This window comes from Nostoc sp. FACHB-133, from assembly GCF_014698055.1.
In the GTDB taxonomy this organism is placed as follows: domain Bacteria; phylum Cyanobacteriota; class Cyanobacteriia; order Cyanobacteriales; family Nostocaceae; genus Nostoc.
Genome location: NZ_JACJSH010000003.1, coordinates 203,283 through 226,752 on the forward strand (window position 1 = coordinate 203,283; position 23,470 = coordinate 226,752).

The 23,470-nt window shown below is 40.4% G+C and carries 18 protein-coding genes; 9 read left to right on the plus strand and 9 right to left on the minus strand.

Going from position 1 to position 23,470, the window contains the following annotated elements; all coding sequences use genetic code 11:
* Positions 1–23: 23 nt before the first annotated feature.
* From urtB to H6G86_RS04245, 4 genes are all read right to left on the minus strand, one after another.
* Positions 24–1,184, minus strand: coding sequence for an urea ABC transporter permease subunit UrtB (gene urtB / locus H6G86_RS04230; RefSeq protein WP_190933260.1), 1,161 nt, complete (start codon positions 1,182–1,184; stop codon positions 24–26).
* A 288-nt stretch (positions 1,185–1,472) separates the two neighbouring features.
* Positions 1,473–2,786, minus strand: a complete 1,314-nt coding sequence (gene urtA / locus H6G86_RS04235) for an urea ABC transporter substrate-binding protein (protein WP_190933261.1) — start codon at positions 2,784–2,786, stop codon at positions 1,473–1,475.
* Between the two features lie 313 nt (positions 2,787–3,099).
* Positions 3,100–4,668, minus strand: a complete 1,569-nt coding sequence (locus tag H6G86_RS04240) for a sodium:solute symporter family transporter (protein WP_190933262.1) — start codon at positions 4,666–4,668, stop codon at positions 3,100–3,102.
* 53 nt (positions 4,669–4,721) lie between these two features.
* On the minus strand, positions 4,722–4,997 hold the full coding sequence (locus H6G86_RS04245; protein WP_190933263.1) for a DUF485 domain-containing protein: 276 nt from the start codon (positions 4,995–4,997) through the stop codon (positions 4,722–4,724).
* Positions 4,998–5,526: 529 nt separating this feature from the next.
* Between H6G86_RS04245 and H6G86_RS04250 the strand changes: the two genes are divergently transcribed.
* Positions 5,527–6,126 (plus strand): site-2 protease family protein, encoded by a 600-nt coding sequence (locus tag H6G86_RS04250; protein ID WP_190933264.1) that lies wholly within the window; start codon positions 5,527–5,529, stop codon positions 6,124–6,126.
* 162 nt (positions 6,127–6,288) lie between these two features.
* Here the strand turns inward: H6G86_RS04250 and H6G86_RS04255 are convergent, their stop codons facing one another.
* The 4 genes from H6G86_RS04255 to H6G86_RS04270 form a co-directional block, all read right to left on the minus strand.
* Positions 6,289–7,680, minus strand: a complete 1,392-nt coding sequence (locus H6G86_RS04255) for a hypothetical protein (RefSeq protein ID WP_190933265.1) — start codon at positions 7,678–7,680, stop codon at positions 6,289–6,291.
* A gap of 359 nt (positions 7,681–8,039) precedes the next feature.
* The gene (locus H6G86_RS04260; RefSeq protein ID WP_190933266.1) at positions 8,040–9,710 is read right to left on the minus strand and encodes a phosphatidylglycerol lysyltransferase domain-containing protein; all 1,671 of its coding nucleotides are present in this window, start codon (positions 9,708–9,710) and stop codon (positions 8,040–8,042) included.
* A 69-nt stretch (positions 9,711–9,779) separates the two neighbouring features.
* Complete coding sequence (locus H6G86_RS04265) at positions 9,780–10,688, minus strand: alpha/beta hydrolase (RefSeq protein WP_190933267.1); 909 nt, start codon at positions 10,686–10,688, stop codon at positions 9,780–9,782.
* 136 nt (positions 10,689–10,824) lie between these two features.
* The gene (locus tag H6G86_RS04270; protein ID WP_190933268.1) at positions 10,825–11,790 is read right to left on the minus strand and encodes an alpha/beta hydrolase; all 966 of its coding nucleotides are present in this window, start codon (positions 11,788–11,790) and stop codon (positions 10,825–10,827) included.
* Positions 11,791–11,927: 137 nt separating this feature from the next.
* Here H6G86_RS04270 and H6G86_RS04275 point away from each other — a divergent pair, with 137 nt between their 5' ends.
* The 7 genes from H6G86_RS04275 (at position 11,928) to H6G86_RS04305 (ending at position 20,120) form a co-directional block, all read left to right on the plus strand.
* Positions 11,928–12,881 carry a lysylphosphatidylglycerol synthase domain-containing protein gene (locus tag H6G86_RS04275; RefSeq protein WP_190933269.1) on the plus strand — a complete coding sequence of 318 codons (954 nt, stop codon included), beginning with the start codon at positions 11,928–11,930 and terminating at the stop codon, positions 12,879–12,881.
* A 442-nt stretch (positions 12,882–13,323) separates the two neighbouring features.
* Complete coding sequence (locus tag H6G86_RS04280; protein ID WP_190933270.1) at positions 13,324–13,713, plus strand: agenet domain-containing protein; 390 nt, start codon at positions 13,324–13,326, stop codon at positions 13,711–13,713.
* A 160-nt stretch (positions 13,714–13,873) separates the two neighbouring features.
* A complete protein-coding gene (locus H6G86_RS04285) occupies positions 13,874–14,251 on the plus strand; it encodes a hypothetical protein (RefSeq protein ID WP_190933271.1) in 378 nt (125 codons plus the stop codon).
* A 66-nt stretch (positions 14,252–14,317) separates the two neighbouring features.
* Positions 14,318–16,900, plus strand: a complete 2,583-nt coding sequence (locus H6G86_RS04290) for a tetratricopeptide repeat protein (protein ID WP_190933347.1) — start codon at positions 14,318–14,320, stop codon at positions 16,898–16,900.
* Positions 16,901–17,027: 127 nt separating this feature from the next.
* Complete coding sequence (locus tag H6G86_RS04295) at positions 17,028–17,309, plus strand: hypothetical protein (protein ID WP_190933272.1); 282 nt, start codon at positions 17,028–17,030, stop codon at positions 17,307–17,309.
* 202 nt (positions 17,310–17,511) lie between these two features.
* Positions 17,512–18,081, plus strand: coding sequence for a Uma2 family endonuclease (locus H6G86_RS04300; protein WP_190933273.1), 570 nt, complete (start codon positions 17,512–17,514; stop codon positions 18,079–18,081).
* A gap of 122 nt (positions 18,082–18,203) precedes the next feature.
* On the plus strand, positions 18,204–20,120 hold the full coding sequence (locus tag H6G86_RS04305; RefSeq protein ID WP_190933274.1) for an aspartate kinase: 1,917 nt from the start codon (positions 18,204–18,206) through the stop codon (positions 20,118–20,120).
* 28 nt (positions 20,121–20,148) lie between these two features.
* Here H6G86_RS04305 and H6G86_RS04310 read toward each other — a convergent pair whose 3' ends face one another.
* Positions 20,149–21,021: a hypothetical protein gene (locus H6G86_RS04310; RefSeq protein WP_190933275.1), complete on the minus strand. Its 873-nt coding sequence runs from the start codon at positions 21,019–21,021 to the stop codon at positions 20,149–20,151.
* A 377-nt stretch (positions 21,022–21,398) separates the two neighbouring features.
* Between H6G86_RS04310 and H6G86_RS04315 the strand changes: the two genes are divergently transcribed.
* Complete coding sequence (locus H6G86_RS04315) at positions 21,399–23,456, plus strand: tetratricopeptide repeat protein (RefSeq protein WP_190933276.1); 2,058 nt, start codon at positions 21,399–21,401, stop codon at positions 23,454–23,456.
* Positions 23,457–23,470: the final 14 nt, after the last annotated feature.

Sequence of the window (23,470 nt, forward strand, 5' to 3'; positions counted from 1 at the left end):
GTCCTCTGCGTCTCTGCGGTTCGTTAAACATCAACAGTACGTCCCTTCTGCGGAAAAATCCCCCCAGGCTTCCACTGTAAAAACACAATAATCAGCGCAAACACCATCACTTTAGCCATACTCGTCGTCGCAAAAAAAGTAAACAAATCAGCCAAAGGCTTTACAGGACTCAACAACAAAGCCAGAGTCCCAGAACCAATTAAAAAATTAGCCGTCCCAATACCCAAAGCAGCCACAATCGTCCCGGCTAAATTGCCCACACCCCCAACCACAACAACCATAAAAGTATCAATAATATAGTTTTGTCCCGTATTTGGCCCTACAGAACCAAGTAAACTAATCGCACATCCAGCCACACCAGCCAAACCAGAACCCAGTGCAAAAGTAATTGCATCAACCTTTTCAGTTGGGATACCCAAACAAGCACTCATACTCCGGTTTTGCGTCACCGCCCGAATTCTTAAACCCCAGCTAGAACGCTGTAAAAATAAATAAATTCCTGACACACAGATTATTGTTAAAGCAATGATGAATAACCTAGCAAAGGGAAATTGCACACCACCCAAAGATATCCCTGCTTGTAACCAAGTAGGTGCTGTTACGTCCACATTTTGAGCGCCAAACCAAGGTTGAGTTACTGCTAGCTGATAAGTTTGACTCAATAAATTGCCTGTTGTGATTGTCACTCCCAGCGATAGTAAAAATATTACCGCCACAATCCAGTTACGAACTCTTCCCAAATCAGTGCGAGAATTTAAAATCCATAAACCTCCAAAAAATAACAGAGAAAATATGGCAATGCCAATTATCAATACCCAATTCACGCTGCGAACAAACTGTTGAAAAATCAAACTTACTCCCCAAGTTGCCAAGAGAGTTTCTAGAGGTCGTCCATAGAGATAACGAATCACGCCTTTTTCTAAAATTAATCCCACAGTAGCTGTGAAAATAAAAGCGATAATCAAAGCTAAAAATATATAGACTTCAAACCATACTCCACCCAATTGTTTGCAGACATTTTGCACAACAAATGTTGTATAAGCCCCAAACATCATCAACTCCCCATGTGCCATATTAATGACACCCATCAATCCAAAAATAATTGCTAATCCCAATGCAGCAATTAATAATACAGCACCAATACTAATGCCATTGAATACAGCTTCTAAAAATCCTGCTAACACTTTTATTTCCTACATATTAACTTCTTGTTATTAGAGGATGTTTGAAAAGTTTTCTTCTCAGTAATAAAACATTTTAGCTCCCCCTAAATCCCCCTTAAGAAAGGGGACTTTGATCCCCCATAACCCCCCTTAAAAAGGGGGGTTATGGGGGATCAACAAGTGCTAAAATCACAGCCAAGGACTTTTTAAACAAACTCTAAGATGGTGGGTTATGGCTTTATCCTTTGTTGCTTGTAACTATATAACCGATGACTAATGACAAATGACTAATGACAAATGACTAGTTATTTAAACTTTCTTGTACTTACCACCCTTAGCTGGGTCAGTCCAATCACAAGCAAATCCTTTAGTCTCTTTTACAAATTGATTCCAAGGAACTGGCTCAACTGGTGCAGGAGTAGCATAGACAATATCAAACAAACCATCTTGTCTAACTTGACCAATCCGCACAATTTTGGAGATGTGATGATTGGCATCCATTGTCACTTTACCTTCAGGCGCATCTAGAGTTTGTCCATAAGCCGCAGTCCGCACTTTCTCTAAATCAGTAGTTTTAGCTTTTTCTACTGCTTGCTTCCACAAATAAACTGCAATATATGCTGCTTCCATTGGATCATTTGTCACGCGATCTTCACCATATTCTTTCTTGAAAGCGGCAACAAACTTTTTGTTAGCAGGTGTGTCTACTGTTTGAAAATAGTTCCAAGCTGCGTAATGACCTTTGAGATACTCTACACCAATTGCTTTGACTTCTTCTTCAGCAATACTTACAGACATAGAGGGATATTTATCTGGTGTCAATCCAGCCCCTTTCAATTGTTTGAAGAAAGCTACATTACTATCACCATTTAGGGTGTTATAAATCACGCCACCATTGGGCAAATTTTGTTTTATTTTCGTAATGATAGGCGTAACTTCTGTATTGCCAAGAGGTAAATAATCTTCACCAACTGTTTTTCCGCCTAAAGCTTCTAATTGGGCTTTGATAATTGTGTTAGCAGTGCGGGGAAAAACATAGTCAGAGCCAACTAAAAAGAATTCTTTACCCTTATTTTTTAACAACCAATCAACAGATGGTTCAATTTGTTGATTTGGTGCTGCACCAGTGTAGAAAATATTTTTAGAACACTCTTGTCCTTCATACTGCACAGGATACCAGAGCATGTGATTTTTGCTCTCGAATACTGGCTTGACATTTTTACGGCTAGCAGAAGTCCAACAACCAAAAACTACAGCAACTTTATCTTGATCGATTAGCTTAGTTGCCTTTTCTCTAAAAGTATCCCAGTTAGAAGCACCATCTTCGGTAATTGCTTCAATTTGTTTACCTAAGACACCACCAGCAGCGTTGATTTCTTTAATTGCTAATTTTTCAGCATCAACAACACTTTTTTCACTAATAGACATCGTACCACTGAGAGAATGCAAAATACCTACTTTGATGGTGTCACCAGCAGTAGCAGCAGCTGGTGAAGCAGTAGGAGGTGCGACTGTCTCTGTAGCGCTTGGGGAATTATTCGCACAAGCTTTTAGAAAAAAGCTGCTTCCGAAAGTTAGAGAACCGTAGATTAAAAACTTGCGTCTGTTAAATTGTCTTCTCATAATCTTTATGAATTTTCCTCTTGATGAATCAACTAACTTAATAGAAAGCTGACAATATCAAACTTTAAAGTGTGATGATAGTGCGATAGTTTACTAGTAAAAAGTTATCTTGGATACCAAACGCCTGATTTTTGTTACAAAAAAATAACTTTACAATATTAATATTTGTAATGAGTAATACCCAATGACAAAATCGGCGTTGCTGAATTCAGGTATGAAAATGATTTTGTGTGATTTCAAAACCCTTGTAGAGAGGTTACATTGCAACGTCTCTACACCAAGATTCATATATATAATCAGCAACGCCACAAAATCACATCCCAGAACCAATGTGGATGCGATCCTCAACTTCGGCAAACTTATCTTGTGCCTGCTGTTCAGTAGTCAATAGTGAAACAACAATCGCCACAATAAACGCTAGGGGAATAGTAATTAATCCCGGATTTTTCAGTGGAAAAGGTGCAGAAGCGTGCTTGAGAATTGTCACCTGAATAGTAGGTGATAAATAAATCAGCAGTAACGAGGAGAAAGTACCGACTAACATACTTGCAACTGCTCCGCTAGTGGTAAAGCGCCGCCAAAGCATTGATAGTAGCAACGCTGGAAAGTTGGCACTAGCTGCGATCGCAAATGCTAAACCCACCATATAAGCGACGTTTTGTCCTTTAAACAAGATACCTAGAAATATCGCCACTAAGCCCAAAATCATTGTCGCACCGCGAGCTACCTTCAGTTGTTCTGACTCGTCAGCATGACCAGAACGCACCACGTTCACCCACAAATCATGAGACAGTGCAGCCGCTCCTGAAAGTGTCAAACCCGCTACAACCGCCAAAATCGTTGCAAAGGAAACAGCAGAAATAAAGCCTAAGAAAGCATCACCACCAAGAAATTCTGCCAACATCGGTGCAGCCATGTTACCGCCAGTCCCAACTTGCTTGATGGCATCTTGCCCTACTAGCACCATTGCTCCAAAGCCCAGGATGAAGGTAAGGAGATAAAAAACGCCAATAATAGCTGTAGCGTAAGTAACAGAGAGTCGTGCTGCTTTAGCATCCGGTACTGTGTAAAAACGCATCAGGATGTGGGGTAATCCAGCAGTGCCGAACATCAACGACATTCCCAAGGAGATGGCATCAAAGGGATCGGAAACCTGTTTACCTGGAGCTAATACACCTGTATATTTATCTGCGGCCGCAGCGAACAGAGCAAGTGGGTTAAAACCAAATCGTGCCAATACCAAAATAGCTAGCAAGATGGTTCCGCCGAGTAACAGAACTGCTTTAATAATTTGTACCCAAGTGGTGGCAATCATCCCACCAAAAATCACATAAGCCATCATCACACAACCGACGATGACCACGGCTAACTCATAATCAAAGCCAAACAGTAGTTTAATTAACTCCCCAGCCCCTACCATCTGAGCAATTAAGTAAAAGCTAATCACTGCCAGCGTTCCAATCGCAGATGCAATGCGTACAGGTTTTTGCTGTAAGCGATAAGCCACTACATCGGCAAAGGTGTATTTGCCTAAGTTACGTAGTGGTTCCGCAATCAAAAACATCACAATTGGCCAGCCCACCAGAAAGCCAATAGAATAAATTAAGCCGTCAAAGCCATTGAGTGCCACCAGTCCAGCGATACCTAAAAAGCTAGCTGCACTCATAAAGTCTCCTGCTAGGGCTAGCCCATTTTGGAAACCACTGATTTTGCCGCCGGCTGTATAGAAGTGGGCGGTATTTTTGGTCAGCTTTGCCGCCCAATAGGTAATACCTAGAGAACTGACAACAAACAGAAAGAAGAAAGCGATCGCCAACGGGTTAAACTTACCAAGACTGGTAATATCCGCCGCTAATGGCAGATCCAACCACACACTATTCATGCTTTTTTGGTTTAGTATTTTGGATTTTGGACTAGAAATTGCTAATAACTAATTTACTTGCGTGTCAGCCTGGCGATTTGATCGTCGTAACTGCTATTTGCCCAACGCACGTAGACAAAAATTAATACCCATGCTGAGACAATTACCAGCGCTCCTAGTAAAATTCCCAGGCTTAGGCCAGGAGCTACTAATGACCCCAATAAGGGCTTATTGAATGCGATTAGCAAGATAAAGCCAAAGTAAATAAACATCATGGCTCCACTTAGAATCAGGGATACGCGCCAACGTTCAGCCGCGAGAGCCTGGAGAGCCTTTGTGCGATCGTTCATTGTCTTCCTTTAGGTTGAGAAGATTAGGTCAGATTGTCTCATTGAAGTTGATATATGCATAATTTTCTTAAAGATTATTAGTAAATCTATTGCTATTTCAGGTAATAAAATTAACTTTGCAAAATGATGCACCAAAATCACAAGGCAATAGCGGCTATATTTTGAGCCAGAGACACATAAAACTATGAGATGCAGTTAGACACAAATAAAGCTAAATCTATCTGTAATTTTTAACTTTACTCTTTTTAGGTATTTTATTATACAGCAAGCTTTTTGATTTGAGTTAATGTCAGTTTTTTATATACTAAAAATTAAAATAAATACGTAGTTACTACTAGGTTTTAAAATTCTTGAAGTGTTATGAGATGTTTTTTAAGCTATCAAATCAACTGAGATTAATAAAATTAGTAAATTTTTTATTTATAAAATATACCAAAAATTACCGTAGCAGCTTAAGTAATTTACTTATTAAAATTTATACTAAAGATATGTTATTACGCAGACGTGCATTGCCAAAATTTAGTAAATTATGTTTATCCAAACACTCATCACAGAGCCGATTCATTTTTTCAGTATCGTTGTAATTGTCATATTCTCCATTACTTTGCATGAACTTGCTCACGGCTGTGCTGCTATGAGTCAGGGAGATAACACTCCCCAACAAACTGGTCATCTGACACTTAATCCTGTAGTTCACATGGGTAAAGAATCAATCATCTTTCTCTGCCTCATGGGTATAGCTTGGGGACAAATGCCTGTCAACCCCTCTAAGTTTCGCTCTGGTAAGCTAGGCAATATTTTGGTATCCGCAGCAGGCCCATTGTCGAATCTGGCATTAGGTATTCTATTTACTGTGTTGCTCAAACTTTTTAATCTTTCAGGACTGTTGAGCGTCGAATTTCTTTATTTAGCGGCTCGGATTAATTTTACATTATTTCTATTTAATCTACTGCCAATTCCACCACTGGATGGCTTTCATGTTTTCAGTGAGATTTTTCCTCAGCTAAAGCCACTGCAATATACTCAATTTGGACTCTTTGGCATGATGCTTCTATTCATAATCCCAGGTTTTGGGAGAGGAATTGGTGGCATTGCTGATTTATTTATCCGGTCAGCATTGAGTATGTAGACAGCAACTTTTTAGGCAACACTATTGTAATGAGTCCTTCGTCTGCAAGTCCAATTTCTTCCGCGATTATAATTGCTATAACAATCCTAAATAAAAGTTCATAAACAAGATCCCCGACTTCTTAGAGAAGTCGGGGATCTTCGGGCTATTGGTATATGCAATCTAATTGTCTATACCGACAGAAATAAGTTTGCTGTAATATTCAGTCTTGGCATAGATGCTGAGAATAGTATTACCAACTGCAAAAAAAGTGCCCTCTTGCTCATTTTTAGAAAATTGCAAATTTGGATATTTAGCAGCAGCTTCCTCAGCAGTCATGGGTTTTACTTTTATTTCATCTGGCAATAATCCAGTACAACCAATGTAAAATACCAAAGGAGAAATCTTCTCTTGGTAGATATTTTCTAAATATTTCTCTAGCTTGGTATTTGCTGCGCTCAAAGCTGTAACCATTTCTTGTTTGCTGATTTGCTTACCAGTTTGTTTATCCTGAAATAACTGTGCCAAAATATTAGCACCAACTTTCTTCAGAATATCTACAACTATGCCATTTTGATCAAGCCCAAGAAAATCATCAAAAATTGGTTTCATAAACTCGTCAACTTTCGTAATCTTGGTACGTGATGACAGTAACCTGTGCCTAACAGCTAGATTTTCATCAAATACCATCTCAAAATTCGGCTTAATGATAATCTCTCCAGTTTCTTTATCATAAAGACGATACATTCTATTCAGAAACTTATTAGCCGAAGGGAACTTACTCAAGTTCAGAATATCTTGACTGCCGATGTCGATTTTATAGCTCAATCTGGAATCAAGAGTACCATTAACTAAAGCTTCTTGGATATCGGTATATTCATTAGTGGTAGGGAAATTGATGTAAGTATTCTTAGACAGATAGTGCTTTTTAAACTCATCTAACTGTGGCGCTATAAATATCTCGGACTCTTTTTTCAAGTAAGCAGAAATAATACTAGTAAGTACTTTAATTTCTGCAATTTGATTGAATAATCCATCAATATTACTGTAACGACTATCAGAAGAGACAAGCGGCAAGTTATCTAGCTGGATGGTATATTCAGCATGGAAGTCAAAATTTTCTGCATCTAACACACCCTTTTCTTTGAGCCAATCAAAAGCTTTTTTACTACTAATTTTGACTTGTAAAGACTTTATATTGATTTTACCGTCACTTACAATCGTGTAATTATTAAAGCTACTGAGGTCATTTACCAGCAAACCTGCTACCTCAAAAGTGGGGGTTTGATCTTCAGATTTGGTAAGTTTGACTTTACGTTTGATAAGCATATTGATAGTAGCGGTATTGCGGTTAAATTGAAACTCGCCCATGCCAGCATACTCAGCATTATCTATATATTCTGTTTGCAACCAAGGTTGTAAGAGTTCCCCTTTTTCGTCTCTCACACCTCTAACCCGCTTGATACCTGTTCTTTGATAATTTTCTTGCAGATGCTTGATATTAATAATGATATTGTTGCGATGTTCTGCAAAAAAATTGATGAGTTCTAGCAGAGAAATTTGATTATTTCTCATATTTCCACCTTCCGTCTAAAGGTCAATAAGTCTGTTAAAGCCACGGTTTCTAATAAGTTCTTCCAACCGTGAAAACTTGAAGGACAAACACACAATAAATTTATGTCAAATAAAGACAAGGAGATTTTGCCCCTCGTTCAAGGTAAGGGAAATTTTGACCTCAGTGTACTAACTACTATGGGGATTCGGTTATGACAAACTTTGGAGATTTCCTGTCAGACTTAGCGTTACATACTCACCGGAGGTTCATTCCTTTATAGTACAATTGTATCACAAAAATGTCAATTTGTGTAGGCGAGTCCATCATAGATATCGCCCTAGAATGAGGTGTTATGGGGTTAATGCCAGAATAGATGCCTTTAGGCTCCGGGTTTGAAATAATCAAAAAGGCGATCGCCTGAATCTGCGCGAATCAATGCTACAACTACATCTGGTAAGGCAGCTAAACTGGGGTAAACCAAATAACGCGGTTCCCAACTGGGGCGGAACTTGTCTTTGTAGGCGTGTAGCCCCTTGAAGTTGTAGAAGCGATTTAAATGCTCGTAAAGATAGTGCAAGACTCTCTCTAAGCGGCGTGATTCTGGGTTGTCTCCAACTCCCGCAAGGGCAGAAAGACCGAAATTAAAGCTGTCGTAACCACACTCTTTAAAATGCTCAAGCAGAGAAATAAATAGGAAGTCCATCGTCCCATTCTCAAGAGATGAGCGATGTCGCATCATGTCAATAGTTGCTTCGTTAAGTTGGTACTCCCGGAGAATGTTGGCAAAGGCGCTGATGTTACCTTCGGGAGTATGCACCACAGCAATCTCGCACTCTCGCAGATAAGCTTCGTCAAACCAGCCCAAAGAAAATTGTTTTTCTGAACCTTGTACCATCTTTAGCCATTCATCACTCACAGGTTTGAGGAGGTGCAACAAAGTATCAGCAATGGGTGGTTGGTAAAACTCGATTTGGTATCCCAGTTTAGTTAAACGATTTATTGATGGTCTAAAATTTTTACCAGCTTTACCTTGTAATGTAAAACTTTTTAGGTCAACGATCGCTTCTTCTCCAATCTTGAGTACCTTAAATCCTAATGATTTGTAAAGCTCAACATCATCGGGCAAAGTTTGGTAAAAGCCTGGATACCAGTCATTGCGTTGGCAAAACTGCCAGAAAGCAACAATTGTCTCTTGGCGGTCTTCAATGGGGCCTATGGGATCTCCTAATGCGATCGCACCCCTGCCTTTGGGAACATAAGCTATTACACTATTACCAGTAGGACTAAAATAATAACTCTTGTCATTTAAGAGTGCGATCGCTGCTAAAGAAGAACGCCCATATTGCTCGACAATTTCTTTAGCTCTTTGGCGCTCTTTTGGCGTTGCTAGATTACGCCAAAATACAGGTTGCAATAACATTACTATTGCATAGGTAATAGTAACTGCGGCAATAATATAGATAGAATTAGCAAAAAATTCTCCAAATCGGCTCTTTGGTTGCAACCCCCAATTATCCTCAGTGAAGAACATCGCTAAAGTCTGAAGTACAGCTTCACTCCAATTAAAATTTTCTGAAAATTTGCCGTCTAATAAATAAAATCCAATAGTTCCGTATGCCAGGGTAAATAGTAAAGCACCTATCAGCACTCTAACTCCCCGTGCAATTGAAGGACGATCTGATTGTGCCGTAAAAAAATGGCGCATCCAGATTAATTGCACCAGTAAAACTCCAGAGAGGAGACTTTCTTCATAGTCCAATCCCTTGAGCAAATGGCTGAAAATGGAAATTACTAGTAAAGCAATGGTTAATAACCAGGCAATTCTTTTTCTGCGTAATAAATTAGTAGCAAGTGCAAGTAAAACAAACCCAGTCAGCGCTGCAAATATATGACCCGTGGCACGAATTTCAAATGGCAAAAATTCCTTTAACCAGTGATTCCGCCCATACAAGTTAGGGGTCACTGCTGACAACAAATTCACTACTCCCACTAAACCAGTAAGGAAAGCTGCACTCCAAAGTCCAATCTGAGTTTTTAAATTATTAGTCATTTGTTATTAGTCATTTGTCATTTGTCATTTGTCATTAGTTTTGGTGTTAAAACTCTTAACTCTTAACTCCTAACTTTTAACTCCTAACTTTTTAAATTGTTCCCCTACATACGAGAGCGAATCTTTAAGGTGTTTGTGGAAGTAGTTCCAGCCTATATCAGCACCAGACAAACCATGACCTCCTGGAAACGCATAAAATACATGAGCAATGCCTAATTTATTTAAGGTTTCGTGGAAGGCTTTGGTAGAAGATAATAAATTAGTATCGTTCAAACCGGCATCCAAGTAAATATGCAATCGCTTCCTATCTTGAGGCGATAGCTGTTGCACTATTTGTTGAGGGCTATTTTGTGAACCGCTATTATCGGTAAAGTAACCACTATGGCTAAACAGAATGTGGAAGTTGTTAAGATAGCGTAACCCGATATTAAATGCCCCCCATCCCCCAGAAGACAGACCTCCCAGCGCCCAAAACTGGGGTTCTTCTAAAGTGCGGTAGCGAGACTTGATAACTTGCACTAACTCAGAACCAATTAAAGTCCCTATTTTGCCATTCGGCCCATCAAAGTAATCAGGATCGTAGAAAGGACTGGAACCACGATTATCATTACCATCAGGTGTAATCACAATTGATGGCGGTAATTTTCCAGTTTGATAAAGTTGATGTAGTACATCTAAGACTGCATACTTGTTAACATAAGCACGAGCATCATCATGACCACCGTGCAATAAGAATATCACCGGGTAGCGCTTTTGCTGATTTTTATCATAATCAGGCGGCAAAATCACGCCATAGTTGCGGACTGCACCCATCGCTTGAGAGTTGAAGGTTGATAATTGAAACTTTAGTCCAGTCTTTGCAACTTTTTGGGGTGGGTCTAGTTGCGGCGCACCTAATATAAATACATAATAATAGCCAGCAGTTGTAAAGAGTGCGATCGCTCCTAGCAAACTAATTAACAATTTAGAAATTTTCATATTTTTTATGGTTAGAAAAATCACCTCCGTTAGAACTTACTATAGTGAATCTGCTTAAGAATGGCAGTAGAGTTTTCCACAGTGATATTTAAATATCAACGGATTTACAAAATAGTATTATTTATCCTGGCGATCGCTAAGGATTTTTATTATTAGCACCTACATTACGAGCCATACTTGCCATCTCAGCAGATTTAAATTGTTCACCCACAAACGTCAAAGAATCGGCTAAATGTTCCCGCCAATATTGCCAAGTGTGACTGCCAGGAAATTGACGAAACAAATTGTAAATTTTTAGATTATTTAGTACTTTAGAGAAATTTTTAGCTTCATCGATTTCTTCAATATCTGCTTTGCCTGAATCTAAGTAAATTCGCAATCTTTTTGTAGCTGGTGTGGGAATGCTTTTTATATAAATTATTGGGCTATTTGTTGGGCCGCTTTTATCTTCAAAATAACCACTATGACTAAATAAAATTGAGAAATGATTTACATTATGTAACCCGACATTCATTGCACCCCAAGCACCAGAAGATAAACCACCTATTGCCCAAAAATCTGGATTATTTAGTGTATGATAACGGCTTTGCACGACTTTTACTAACTCATCACCCACGGCTGTGGAGACTTTACCGTTAGGGCCATCAATATATTCGGGATCTCGGTAGGGACTAGAGCCACGTTTGTCGTTGCCATCTGGTGTGATAATAATGCTAGGTGGGAGCTTACCTGTAGTATAAAGTTGTTCCACTGTCTTGAGAGCTTCTCCCTTATTCTGAATAAACCAATCATTGGGATTACCATGTCCGCCGTGGAGGAGAAAGATTACAGGATATCTTTGTTTTGGGTTTTGTTCATAGCCAGGGGGTAAAGAAACGCCATAAGTGCGATTTGCACCCATTAATTGACTATCGTAGGTTGCAATTTTGTAGGTTAAGTGAGTAGCTGAGTCGCCAGTATTAGACTTTGTTGGAAGAACAGAAGGAGTTGTTTTTAAATCCTGCTGTAGAGGTGGTTTTGCTACGACATTTTGGGATAAATTACAGCTAACTAGGGTTAATACTGAAACTAGCAAGATAATTTTTGAGTGTTTGTAGTTCATCTTTGCAGGTCATTGGACAGTCTGTGCTGGCAACCATTAAGTTTACGCAAGTAAGTTGTCAATGTTGTGTCAAGAGGATGTAAACTTTGCGACTTGTTGTAAGTTAAAAGTCAAGAGTTAGGATAAGTTTCTTCACGATGCTTAAAAAATTGCAACTTAATTTCAGCACACTGTTTGGCTTGTCGCTGCTGGTGCTTTCCCTGTGGGCGATCGCTAACGAACTGCATGAGTATAATTATCGTGACATCCTCAACTCTCTAGCTGCTATCCCCAAAAGCCGCTTAAGCTGGGCAATTTGGCTGACGGTTTTGGGCTATCTAGTGATGATTGGGTACGATATTTTGGGTTTTAGTTACATAAATCGTTCCCTAAACTGGAACAAGATTGCTTTAACCAGCTTTATTAGCTCCGCGTTTAGTAATACTATAGGTTTTGCTTTGCTGACTGGCAGTGCTATCCGTTATCGATTTTATGCTACTTGGGGAGTGTCAGCAGTTGCGATCGCTCAAGTAATTGCTTTCGCCAATTTTACTTTTTGGTTGGGGATGTTTGCCGTTGCAGGTTGCTTATTCCTCATCAACCCCCTCAAAATTCCCACTCAATTACATTTACCTTTTGCTACTGTGCGTACCATCGGCGTGATTTTTCTGCTATTGGTTGCTAGTTATTTGCTAGGAAGTATTTTTATTAAACAACCTTTAATAATTCGTGGGCAAGAATTTCGATTTCCTGATTTTAAGATATCCCTTATTCAGATAGCAATTTCTAGTCTTGATTGGATTTTGGCAGCAGCAATTCTTTATGCAGTGCTTCCCACTAATATATCTTTGTCCTATCTAGATTTTTTGGGTATCTACTTACTAGCGATGTTTGCAGGTGTTGTTAGTAATGTCCCTGGTGGTTTGGGTGTATTTGAAACTATAATTTTGCTGATTCTCTCATCCCAAGTTTCGGCGGCGGCGATTTTGGGGTCAATGTTAGCTTATCGGGGAATCTATTATTTCTTACCTTTGCTAGTAGCATCGGGTTTACTAGGAATTTATGAAATTAGATTTAGAACCCGTAATTTAAAAAATATCAACAAACTGTAAAATTCAGTTTCAGTATGAATACTAATAATTAGATCGATGACTTCTTGAAGAAGTCGGGTATCTGAGCCTTTCGACTAAGAGGTTGTTTGAAAAGTGTTTCGCTGTGGTGAGCTTAGGCACTTTTAGATCCCCCCTAACCCCCCTTTTAAGGCTACGGTAGTTGAATTACCCCCCTTAATCCCCCCTTGGAAAGGGGGGAAAAAGAAATTTAGTTCCCTCCCCTTTCCAAGGGGAGGGTTAGGGTGGGGTAAAATCCTGGTTAATAAGCTATTTTTGTTAATTTCAAACACGATATCTTCATAACTAGCGGCGAAAATTCATAATTTTTGCTGAGGCGATCGCTAATTTGATTCCATCACAATAGTAAGAGTTAATGGAAATTTTTAGTTAGATTTCCATCAATCACAATCAAAATTCTGTTTTACTGCTTGAGGATAGAATCATGAGAAATAAAGTATTATTTGGTGCCATATTCATGGCAACTTGGGTAGCCGCATTGATTCCCAGTGCTTTTGCTGCTTCACCCTGTTCTGTAGGACAAAAGGCTGAGGTTCTTTGGAAGGAAAAATGGTATCCAGCAACGGTACTTAAGGTTAATGATGATAATTGCTATATTACTTATGAAGGTTATGATAGTTCCTGGAATGAATGGGTTGGTGCTGAACGCTTCCGGGCATCATTTGAAGTTGGAGATGCAGTAAGAATTTTGTGGAAGGGGAAATGGTATAAAGGGCAGATTTTAGAAGTTAGTAACGATCTTTATAAAATTACCTATGATGGCTACGATAGCTCTTGGGATGAGTGGGTTGAACCTTCCAGAGTAAGCAGATAGAAAATATTTCACTATTTATAAGTTTAAAGGGACGATTTCACTTGTTGGAGTCGTCCCTTTAATTGTTTTATAGTTTATTCTGCTATTTGCTCTCCATCACCTCTTTAGAGGCTGTTAAACTGAGAACCATAAGTAAAATTTCGTATATTTTGACAAACTTATGGAGCCAGTATCGCTGACAGCAGCTGCGATCGCAACTTTGGTAATCATCAAAGCCTTTGAAAAAACTGGGGAAATCATCGGCGAAAAGGCTTGGAACGAAGGCGAAAAGTTGTTAGTTCTGCTGAAACGCAAGGAACCTAGCACGGCGAAGGTTATCGAACAGGCTAAAACACAATCTTTAGATTATGGTCAAGCTTATCTCATTGGGCAGCAGGTAGAGGAAGCGGCAAAGAAAGATCCTGAAATTGCTCAAGCTGTGGAAGCTGTAGCCAATGAAGCACAACCTCAACTGACGAACACTATTATTGAAAATTGGCAGGGAATAAATATTAAAGGTGGAACTAATACCATTTCTGGTAACACCTTTAACTTCTGACTAAAGTCGCCCCAAGGGGAATCGATAGTTTCTACTGAAATACCGCAAAATTTGCCCCTGAGTGGGGTGGTGGAATTTGTTGGACGTGAGAAAGAATTGCAAAAGCTCCACCAACTTTTGCAGGATAATAAACAAGTTGCGATCGCAGCAATAGCAGGCATGGGTGGAGTTGGTAAAACAGAACTCGCCTTACAATATGCCATCAAACGCCACGAAACATATAACGGTGGGCTTTGCTGGTTGCTAGCAAAGACTGGTGATGTGGGCATTCAAGTTGTGCAGTTTGCCAGAACGCAGCTTGATTTAAAGCCGCCAGAAGATTTTGATATAGTCGCGCAAGTGCAATATTGTTGGCGGCGTTGGCGTGATGGTAATGTGCTGCTAGTGTTGGATGATGTCAGCGACTACGAGGAAGTTAAGCCTTATTTACAGTCGCTACCTTCTCGGTTTAAAGTGTTGATGACTACCCGCCAGAAGTTGGGACGCATCGCACAGTTATCTTTGGATGTGCTGCAACCAGAGGCGGCGCTGGAGTTATTAAAGTCTTTACTCAAAGAAACACCGGGGCGAATTGAAAAAGAATTAGCTTTAGCAAATCATTTGTGTGAATGGCTGGGATATTTACCTTTGGGTGTGGAATTAGTGGGGCGCTATCTGGCGCGGAAAGAGGATTTATCTCTAGCAGAAATATTGCGGCGGTTGGAGAACAAGCGATTAGATGAGCGTTCTCTCTCTAAATCTAAGTCGGAAGCTGACATGACAGCACAACGAGGTGTGTTAGCAGCCTTTGAGTTGAGTTGGCAGGAATTAGAGGACAGTGATAAACAATTGGGCTGTTTACTAAGTTTATTTGCCGCCGCACCCATACCTTGGAATTTGGTGGAACAGTGTTTACCAGATGAAGATGTCGAAGATTTAGAAGAAATTAGAGATGATAGCTTGCTTAATCTGCATTTAGTTCAGCGCAAAGGTGAGGGAATCTATCAATTACATCCACTGTTGCGGGAGTTTTTTCAATATAAGCTTACAGGTTTAGATAAAAAGGAGGAATTAAAGCGAAGTTTTTGCCGGGTAATGGTAGCAGTTGCCCAAGATATTCTTCAATCGTCTACCCTTGAGCAAATCACTGCCATTTCTCCTGCCATTCCTCATATAGCTGAAGTAGCGAATCATCTCATTCAATACGTCAGCCATAATGATTTACTTTGGCCTTTCTACGGCAACGCTACATTTTACAATGCTCAAGGTTTATGTAACCAGGCTTTACCCTGGTTCAAACAATGTCTAGAAGTCGCTAAAAAACACTTGGGAGATGAACATCCATCTGTCGCCACTAGCCTTAACAACCTAGCGTCACTCTACTGTTCCCAAGGCAAATACAGCGAAGCCGAACCCCTTTACATCAAAGCTTTGGCACTTTGGCGCAAGCTGCTCGGAGATGAACATCCAGATGTCGTACAAAGCCTCAACAACCTAGCGTATCTCTACTACTCTCAAGGCAGATACAGGGAAGCCGAACCCCTTTATATCCAAGCATTGGCACTTTGGCGTCAACTGTTCGGAGATGAACATCCAGATGTCGCACAAATTTTTAATAACCTAGCGTTACTCTACTACTCCCAAGGCAAATACAGCGAAGCCGAACCACTTTACATCAAAGCTTTGGCACTCTGGCGAAAGCTGCTCGGAGATGAACATCCATTTGTCGCCTCTAGCCTCAACAACCTAGCGTATCTCTACGACTCTCAAGGCAGATACAGTGAAGCTGAATCCCTTTACATCCAAGCTTTAGCACTCAGGCACAAGCTGCTCGGCAATGAACATCCAGATGTCGCACAAAGTTTTAATAACCTAGCGTTACTCTACTACTCTCAAGGCAAATACAGCGAAGCCGAACCACTTTACATCAAAGCTTTGGCACTCTGGCGAAAGCTGCTTGGAGATGAACATCCATCTGTCGCCACTAGCCTCAACAACCTAGCGTTACTCTATCGTTCCCAAGGCAGATACAGCGAAGCTGAACCCCTTTACATCCAAGCTTTAGCACTCTCACGCAAGCTGCTCGGAGATAAACATCCAGATGTCGCACAAAGCCTCAACAACCTAGCGGGACTCTACTACTCTCAAGGCAGATACAGCGAAGCCGAACCCCTTTACATCAAAGCTTTGGCACTCTGGCGAAAGCTGCTTGGAGATGGACATCCAGATGTCCCCACTAGCCTCAACAACCTAGCGTTACTCTACGACTCCCAAGGCAGATACAGCGAAGCCGAACCCCTTTACATCCAAGCTTTAGCACTCAGGCGCAAGCTGCTCGGAGAAGAACATCCAGATGTCGCCTCTAGCCTCAACAACCTAGCATTACTCTACGACTCCCAAGGCAGATACAGCGAAGCCGAACCCCTTTACATCCAAGCTTTAGCACTCTCACGCAAGCTGCTCGGAGAAGAACATCCAGATGTCGCCTCTAGCCTCAACAACCTAGCATTACTATACGACTCCCAAGGCAGATACAGCGAAGCCGAACCCCTTTACATCCAAGCTTTAGATATTTTTGAGCAACGGTTAGGAGTGGATCATCCTAATACTGTTACTGTTCGTGAAAATTTAGCATATTTGCGCGATCGCCTTTCCTCAAATCCAGAATAAGCTAGTTTTGTGCAAAGCGTATTGTGATAAAACTGAAAAGTGCGATCGCGATCGCATACCGTTCCGAATGAAAGGTATCGCCTAAACTTAAATTCATATTGAGTTAAGTAAAAATGCCTGATTACTTATGCAAAAGCAGCTTTTCCTTCTTCAAAAGCAGCTTTTAATTTCGCATTTTAGTGTTTTCCACAAACGAAAGCAGCTTTTCCTTCTTCAAAAGCAGCTTTTAATCTCGCATTTTAGTGTTTTCCACAAACAAAAACAGCTTTTCCTTCTTCAAAAGCAGCTTTTAATCTTGCATTTTAGTGTTTTCCGCAAACAAAAGCAGCTTTTAATCTCGCATTTTAGTGTTTTCCGCAAGCAAAAACAGCTTTTACTTTCTCAAACTCCAGTTTGCTTACTCATTTGAGTAATTCACGCATTCATTTTGGTATATCATTTAGCCGAAAACTGGCAATCGCTCTTAAAGACGCGATAAATCGCCGTCTCTACAAAAGATTCATTCTTGTAAAGACGGCGATTTATCGCGTCTCTTGCCTTAACGGAAAGGTATTGGATTATAAAATATACTTGCCATCAATAAATATCATTCAAACCTTAAAGTTTCAACTATGATAGCCTCGCCTCAACAAAACCACCTCACTGCTGAAGAATACCTCCAAATGGAGGAACAGAGCGATATCAAGCATGAATATATAGACGGCTACATCTATGCAATGGCTGGAGCGCTTGATCCACACGTTACCATTGCGGGAAACTTATTTGCTCTCCTCCGTAATCATGTGCGCGGCTCTGGTTGTCGTGTTTACATCGCTGACATGAAAGCCCGAATTGAATCTCTGAATCGCTTTTATTATCCCGACGTGATGGTTACTTGCGATCAACGAGATCAAGAAACGCCAGGTTATAAAAGATTTCCCTGTTTAATTGTCGAAGTTTTATCTAATTCTACCGAAGCATTTGACCGGGGCGATAAATTTGCTGATTACCAAACACTGGAAAGTCTGCAAGAGTATGTTTTAATTAATACCAAACGTCAGCGAGTCGAGTCTTTTCGCCGCAATGAGCAAGGATTGTGGGTTTTACAATCCTACACAGCAGAACATCAATCATTTCGACTCAACAGCGTGGATTTTGAGGAAACAATGGCATCACTTTACGAAGATGTAGTTTTTGAATAATCAACTCATGATTGGGTATGCTACACAATTTTTAGTAAACTAAATATCTATTAATATCTTCAAGGCTTCCTAACCCGGCGGAGGCATTGAGCAAAACAGACACAATTGATTGCATAAAAGTTATGGCGCTCATAGTTCAGAAATACGGTGGTACATCTGTCGGTTCAGTGGAACGCATTCAAGCTGTCGCACAGCGTGTTTATAAAACTGTCCAAGCTGGAAACTCTCTGGTAGTAGTGGTTTCAGCAATGGGCAAAACCACCGATGGACTCGTCAAACTAGCTAATGAAATTTCTCCCAATCCAAACCGCCGGGAAATGGATATGCTGCTTTCCACTGGCGAACAAGTAACCATCGCCTTACTCAGCATGGCTTTGCAGGAACTCGGACAACCAGCAATTTCTATGACTGGCGCTCAGGTAGGAATTGTTACCGAAGCTGAACACAGCCGCGCTCGGATTTTGCATATTGACACTACTCGCCTCTGTCGCCACATAAATGCAGGTAAAGTAGTTGTTGTAGCAGGGTTCCAAGGTACATCCAGCGCTGGTGAGATGGAAATTACAACTTTGGGGCGCGGTGGTTCTGACACTTCGGCGGTAGCGATCGCAGCCGCATTACGAGCTAACTTTTGTGAAATTTATACAGATGTTCCAGGGATTCTAACTACAGACCCCCGCTTAGTTGCCGAAGCCCAATTGATGGATGACATCACCTGCGATGAAATGTTGGAACTAGCTAGCTTGGGTGCAAAAGTGTTGCATCCCCGTGCTGTAGAAATTGCTCGTAACTATGGTGTTCCCCTTGTAGTTAGGTCTAGCTGGACGGATCAACCAGGTACTTGGGTGACATCAGCCAAACCCCAAGGGCGATCGCTAATCAATCTAGAAATCGCCCGTCCTGTGGATGCTGTAGAATTTGACACCGACCAAGCAAAGGTAGCATTGTTGCGCGTACCCGATAAACCAGGCGTAGCAGCCAGGTTGTTTGGCGAAATTTCCCGACAAAAAGTAGATGTAGATTTGATTATTCAGTCAATTCATGAAGGTAACAGTAATGACATTGCCTTTACTGTCACCACTCCAATCTTAAAACGAGCAGAAGCAGTAGCCGCAGCGATCGCCCCAGCACTGAGAAATCCATCTAATCCCAAGTCTGACGAAGCCGAGGTAATGCTAGAACATAACATTGCCAAAGTCAGCATCGCTGGCGCAGGAATGATTGGCCGTCCCGGTGTGGCTGCAAAAATGTTCGCCACCTTAGCCGAAGCTGGCGTGAATATTCAAATGATTTCCACCAGCGAAGTGAAAGTAAGTTGCGTAGTTGCAGCCGCAGAATGCGATCGCGCCGTCTTAGCACTCCGTACCGCCTTTGAAATAGAGGCAGGGGAGCAGGGAGCAGGGAGCAGGGAGCAGGGAGCAGGGGGAGCAGGGGAGGCAGGGGAAGCAGGGGGGGCAGGGGAAGATAAATTAATTCTTTTATCCCCCTCACTGCCCACTCAGCACTCAGCACTCAGCACTCAGCACTCCCCACCTCCCGTTCGCGGTGTTGCTTTAGATTTGAATCAAGCGCGTCTTGCGATTCGCCAATTACCAGATCGTCCAGGGATGGCGGCGAAGTTATTTGGATTATTAGCGCAACACAATATCAGCGTTGATATGATTATTCAATCTCAGCGCTGTCGGGTGATTGATGGTGTTCCTAGGAGAGATATTGCCTTTACAGTCTCACGGATAGACGGGGAAAATGCCAAAAAAATGCTTACTCAAGTAGCGGCAGAGTTAGGATGGGGCGAAGTTGTTTTAGATAGTGCGATCGCTAAAGTGAGTATTGTCGGTTCAGGTATGGTGGGACAACCAGGTGTTGCTGCAAAAATGTTTGAAGCGCTAGCCCAACACCAAATTAATATTCAAATGATTGCCACCTCAGAAATAAAAATTAGTTGTGTCGTAGCACAAGAGCAAGGTGTTAAAGCTTTGCAAGCCATTCATGCCGCTTTTGGACTAGCTGGTAGTGAGAAAGTTGTCGTGCCAGCATAGAACTGAAGTTTGAATTTTAAATTGCTGATTATCTATCTTTGAAATGCCATTTTTCTATCATGGCTATCATTTCTGAAAGTCGGCGTTCACCACACCAAACTAAATCAAGTTTTTTAAGTTGTTCAAGACTGATACCACCCTCTTCTTCAGCAATGCGGTGATATTCTTTATCTCCCATTGCTGCTAATAAATGCCCAAAAATAATCATTTCATCGAACTGAGGATTTGTCTCTGGATCGTTCAAAATTGCCATTGCTCGTTCTTGCGACAGTCCTTGGAGAGCATTGACAATAAATCGTGTGGGAAAGTCCGCATCCTGAAGTTGAGGATGACGCGATACTAATCCAGCCACTAGCACTCCTAGATAAGCAGCCGCTTGAGAATTACTCAGTAATTCTATTTGTTGAATGGCAATCTCAGTCAAATTGGTAAAAAATGCACACCCTAACTGCTGTTCGATGGTGGTAACTGGATCTAAAACTAGCGAGGATTCTAACTGTGCCTCAAATGCTGCCTGATGCTCCTGGGGCACTTCGCTGATTAAGACTTGCTTGGCGCGATCGCCTATAATAATACTGCGATCGCGCCCAGAGCTAAAGTCTTTGCCCAGTTCCAAACCTTTACTCACTAAAATTTTAAAGACGTTACTTTGAGCTTTTCCCTCCATCTGTTCATATTGGGCTTGTCCAAGAAAAATTTGACAAAACCAACTGTGGCTGTCAGCATCGCATTCAACCATTACCTCATTAACAATCAAATCAGTTAACTTTTTCGCTCTCAAAATCCTTTGTAACTCTACAACTAAGCTATTAATCGCAGCGATGTCGCGGTCATTGAGCGCCTTGAGGAATTGACGCTTCGCAGTAGCTACCAAGGCTTTTTTTCGCCCAAATACGTTCATTTTCGATTTATTATCTGGGGTTATACATAATTCAAACTGCTATTTTTTTACCCTATTTGAGAATTATCTGTCATGAGTGGCATTGCTGAATAGTCCCAATCAAAATATCCCCCCCGATGGATTAACTTTTTTTTCCAAGCCTCGTTGAACTCACAAATTTTACTTAAATCTGGTAATATATAACCGTACTAAATCAATAACATTCTTTTAATAAAAAAAAATATTACTAGCAATATGCAGCATTAGCTAGTAATTAATACTTTTACCTGCCACAATGGCATTGATTTGTTTTGACGAAGATATTTTTTAAAGAAAATAGTTACCAGTAATAATACGTAAGCTATAATCAAACAATTTATAAGACTATATTTATATTGATGCCTATTCATTTACTAGATGGACGTTACCGAATACTAAAAGTTCTGAATGATGGGGAAAAGGCAAAAACCTATCTAGTTGAAGATGCAAGTCTTCCTGAGAGCCAATTTGTAGTCAAGCAGTTACGTAGTCCTAGCGGCAATTCTCAAACTTTAACTATCCTGCCTCGCTTGTTTGCCAGTAAAGCAGAAACTTTAGAAAAACTAGGGCAGGAACACGACCAAATTCAGAAGCTAATTGCTTATTTTGAAGAAAACGAAGAATTCTATATAGTCCAAGAATTCATCCCTGGTAATCCTTTTACTGAGGAAATTATCCAGGGACAAACTCTGAGGGAAGACCAAGTAATTTATCTTTTATCAGAGATATTAGAAATTTTGGTGATTGTACATAGCTTGGGTGTTATTTACCGGAATATTAAACCGACAAATATTATTCGCCGAGAATCAGATAAAAAATTAGTTTTGGTTGATTTTAGTAATTTTAATGAATCCATCACTAATAATGCTGAAAATATCGAATATATGCCTATAGAACAAGTTAACGGCAACGTTAAATATAACAGTGATATATATGCTTTAGGTATGGTTGCGATCGCAGCAATTTTAGGTTTACCCGCAAACGAAGTATCTAATTTGCACAATCAAAAAAATCGCCTGACTGGTGAAATCCTTTGGTATAACAAAAATATAAAAATCAGCAAAAAGCTAGTAAAAATTATTAATAAAATGGTGCGTTTGGACTATCGGAAGCGCTATCAGTATGCAACCGAAGTTTTAGATGACCTGAAAAAGTTAACAGATATTGAAGTTCCGCAAAAACAGCCAGGTAAAAAATTATTAATAGTTTTGACTGGGATAGCTGGCTTAATCATACTTGGTGTAGGAGTGCGGTTTTTAAGTTCGCCAAAACCTATAAGTAATGCTCAAAAAGAATTATATCAAGAAGGGCTAGATAAATATGATGCAGGAAATTATGAAGGAGCAGTTAAAGATTTCAATCACGTTATTGAATTAGATCCGAAAAATGCTTTAGCTTATAATAAGCGAGGCGATACTTATTATCGATTAGGAGACTATGAGCAAGCACAAGCAGACTCTAGTCAGGCCATTTTACTCAATCCTCAAGATGGTAATGCCTATTTTGACCGAGGATTTGCTTTTTCGGAATTAGGCAAATACAAAGAAGCGATCGCAGACTATACCCAAGCGATTAAATTAAACTCTGATGATGCTTATGCTTACTATGGGCGAGGGTTAGCCCGTGTTCAATTGAAAGATAATAAAGGGGCAATTGGAGATTTTAGTAAAGCGATCGCCCTCAAGCCTCAGTATACCGAAGCCTACTTACAGCGAGGGATTATCCGCCGTCGCCTCAGACTCAAGCAAGGAGCAATCGAAGATTTCGATACAGTAATTAAGATTAATCCTAGTGATGCCAAAGCTTATTATCAGAGGGCTTTAACTCAATCTATTAATAAGCAAAAGTATGCAGCCATTAAAGATTACACAGATGCAATTAACATTAATCCCAAATATATAGAAGCATATCTTAATCGAGGTGATGTTTTCAGCGATCTGGGAAATAAAGTCGAAGCCACTGAAGATTACAATACTATTTTACAGATTGACCCTAAATTTATTGCCGCTTATATTCATAGAGGTATTCACCGCTTTTCTTTTGGAGATTATAAAGGCGCTATTGAAGATTACAGCGAAGCTCTGAAACTAGACCCTAATAATATAGCTGCTTACAACAATCGTGGTAACGCCTATCTTGAACTGGGAAATAAAAAAGCTGCCAATCAAGATTATTCACAAGCGATCGCAATTAATGCTAACAACGCCTTAGCCTACTATAACCGGGGTGTGATTCGCACCAAGCAGAAAAATAAACAGGGAGCGATCGCAGATTTCAAAAAAGCTGCAAAACTATTCCAGCAGCAAGGTGAAAAAGATAGTTATCAAGATGCACAGAAAGAAATTGCAATTCTGCAAAATAATTCAGCACCAGCGAAAGCTTCTCGTCCTAAATCTGGGAACACGGAAAAAAACTGAGCTATGACTCAATA

Bases quoted from the DNA above. Each gene is read 5' to 3' on its own strand.
- H6G86_RS04260 (WP_190933266.1), bottom strand. From the start codon at position 9,710: ATGACTAATAATTTAAAAACTCAGATTGGACTTTGGAGTGCAGCTTTC.
- H6G86_RS04280 (WP_190933270.1), top strand. From the start codon at position 13,324: ATGAGAAATAAAGTATTATTTGGTGCCATATTCATGGCAACTTGGGTA.
- H6G86_RS04295 (WP_190933272.1), top strand. From the start codon at position 17,028: ATGCAAAAGCAGCTTTTCCTTCTTCAAAAGCAGCTTTTAATTTCGCAT.
- H6G86_RS04255 (WP_190933265.1), bottom strand. From the start codon at position 7,680: ATGAGAAATAATCAAATTTCTCTGCTAGAACTCATCAATTTTTTTGCA.
- H6G86_RS04250 (WP_190933264.1), top strand. From the start codon at position 5,527: ATGTTTATCCAAACACTCATCACAGAGCCGATTCATTTTTTCAGTATC.
- H6G86_RS04275 (WP_190933269.1), top strand. From the start codon at position 11,928: ATGCTTAAAAAATTGCAACTTAATTTCAGCACACTGTTTGGCTTGTCG.
- H6G86_RS04285 (WP_190933271.1), top strand. From the start codon at position 13,874: ATGGAGCCAGTATCGCTGACAGCAGCTGCGATCGCAACTTTGGTAATC.
- H6G86_RS04240 (WP_190933262.1), bottom strand. From the start codon at position 4,668: ATGAATAGTGTGTGGTTGGATCTGCCATTAGCGGCGGATATTACCAGT.
- H6G86_RS04315 (WP_190933276.1), top strand. From the start codon at position 21,399: ATGCCTATTCATTTACTAGATGGACGTTACCGAATACTAAAAGTTCTG.
- H6G86_RS04245 (WP_190933263.1), bottom strand. From the start codon at position 4,997: ATGAACGATCGCACAAAGGCTCTCCAGGCTCTCGCGGCTGAACGTTGG.
- H6G86_RS04270 (WP_190933268.1), bottom strand. From the start codon at position 11,790: ATGAACTACAAACACTCAAAAATTATCTTGCTAGTTTCAGTATTAACC.
- H6G86_RS04305 (WP_190933274.1), top strand. From the start codon at position 18,204: ATGGCGCTCATAGTTCAGAAATACGGTGGTACATCTGTCGGTTCAGTG.
- H6G86_RS04265 (WP_190933267.1), bottom strand. From the start codon at position 10,688: ATGAAAATTTCTAAATTGTTAATTAGTTTGCTAGGAGCGATCGCACTC.
- H6G86_RS04300 (WP_190933273.1), top strand. From the start codon at position 17,512: ATGATAGCCTCGCCTCAACAAAACCACCTCACTGCTGAAGAATACCTC.
- urtA (WP_190933261.1), bottom strand. From the start codon at position 2,786: ATGAGAAGACAATTTAACAGACGCAAGTTTTTAATCTACGGTTCTCTA.
- H6G86_RS04310 (WP_190933275.1), bottom strand. From the start codon at position 21,021: ATGAACGTATTTGGGCGAAAAAAAGCCTTGGTAGCTACTGCGAAGCGT.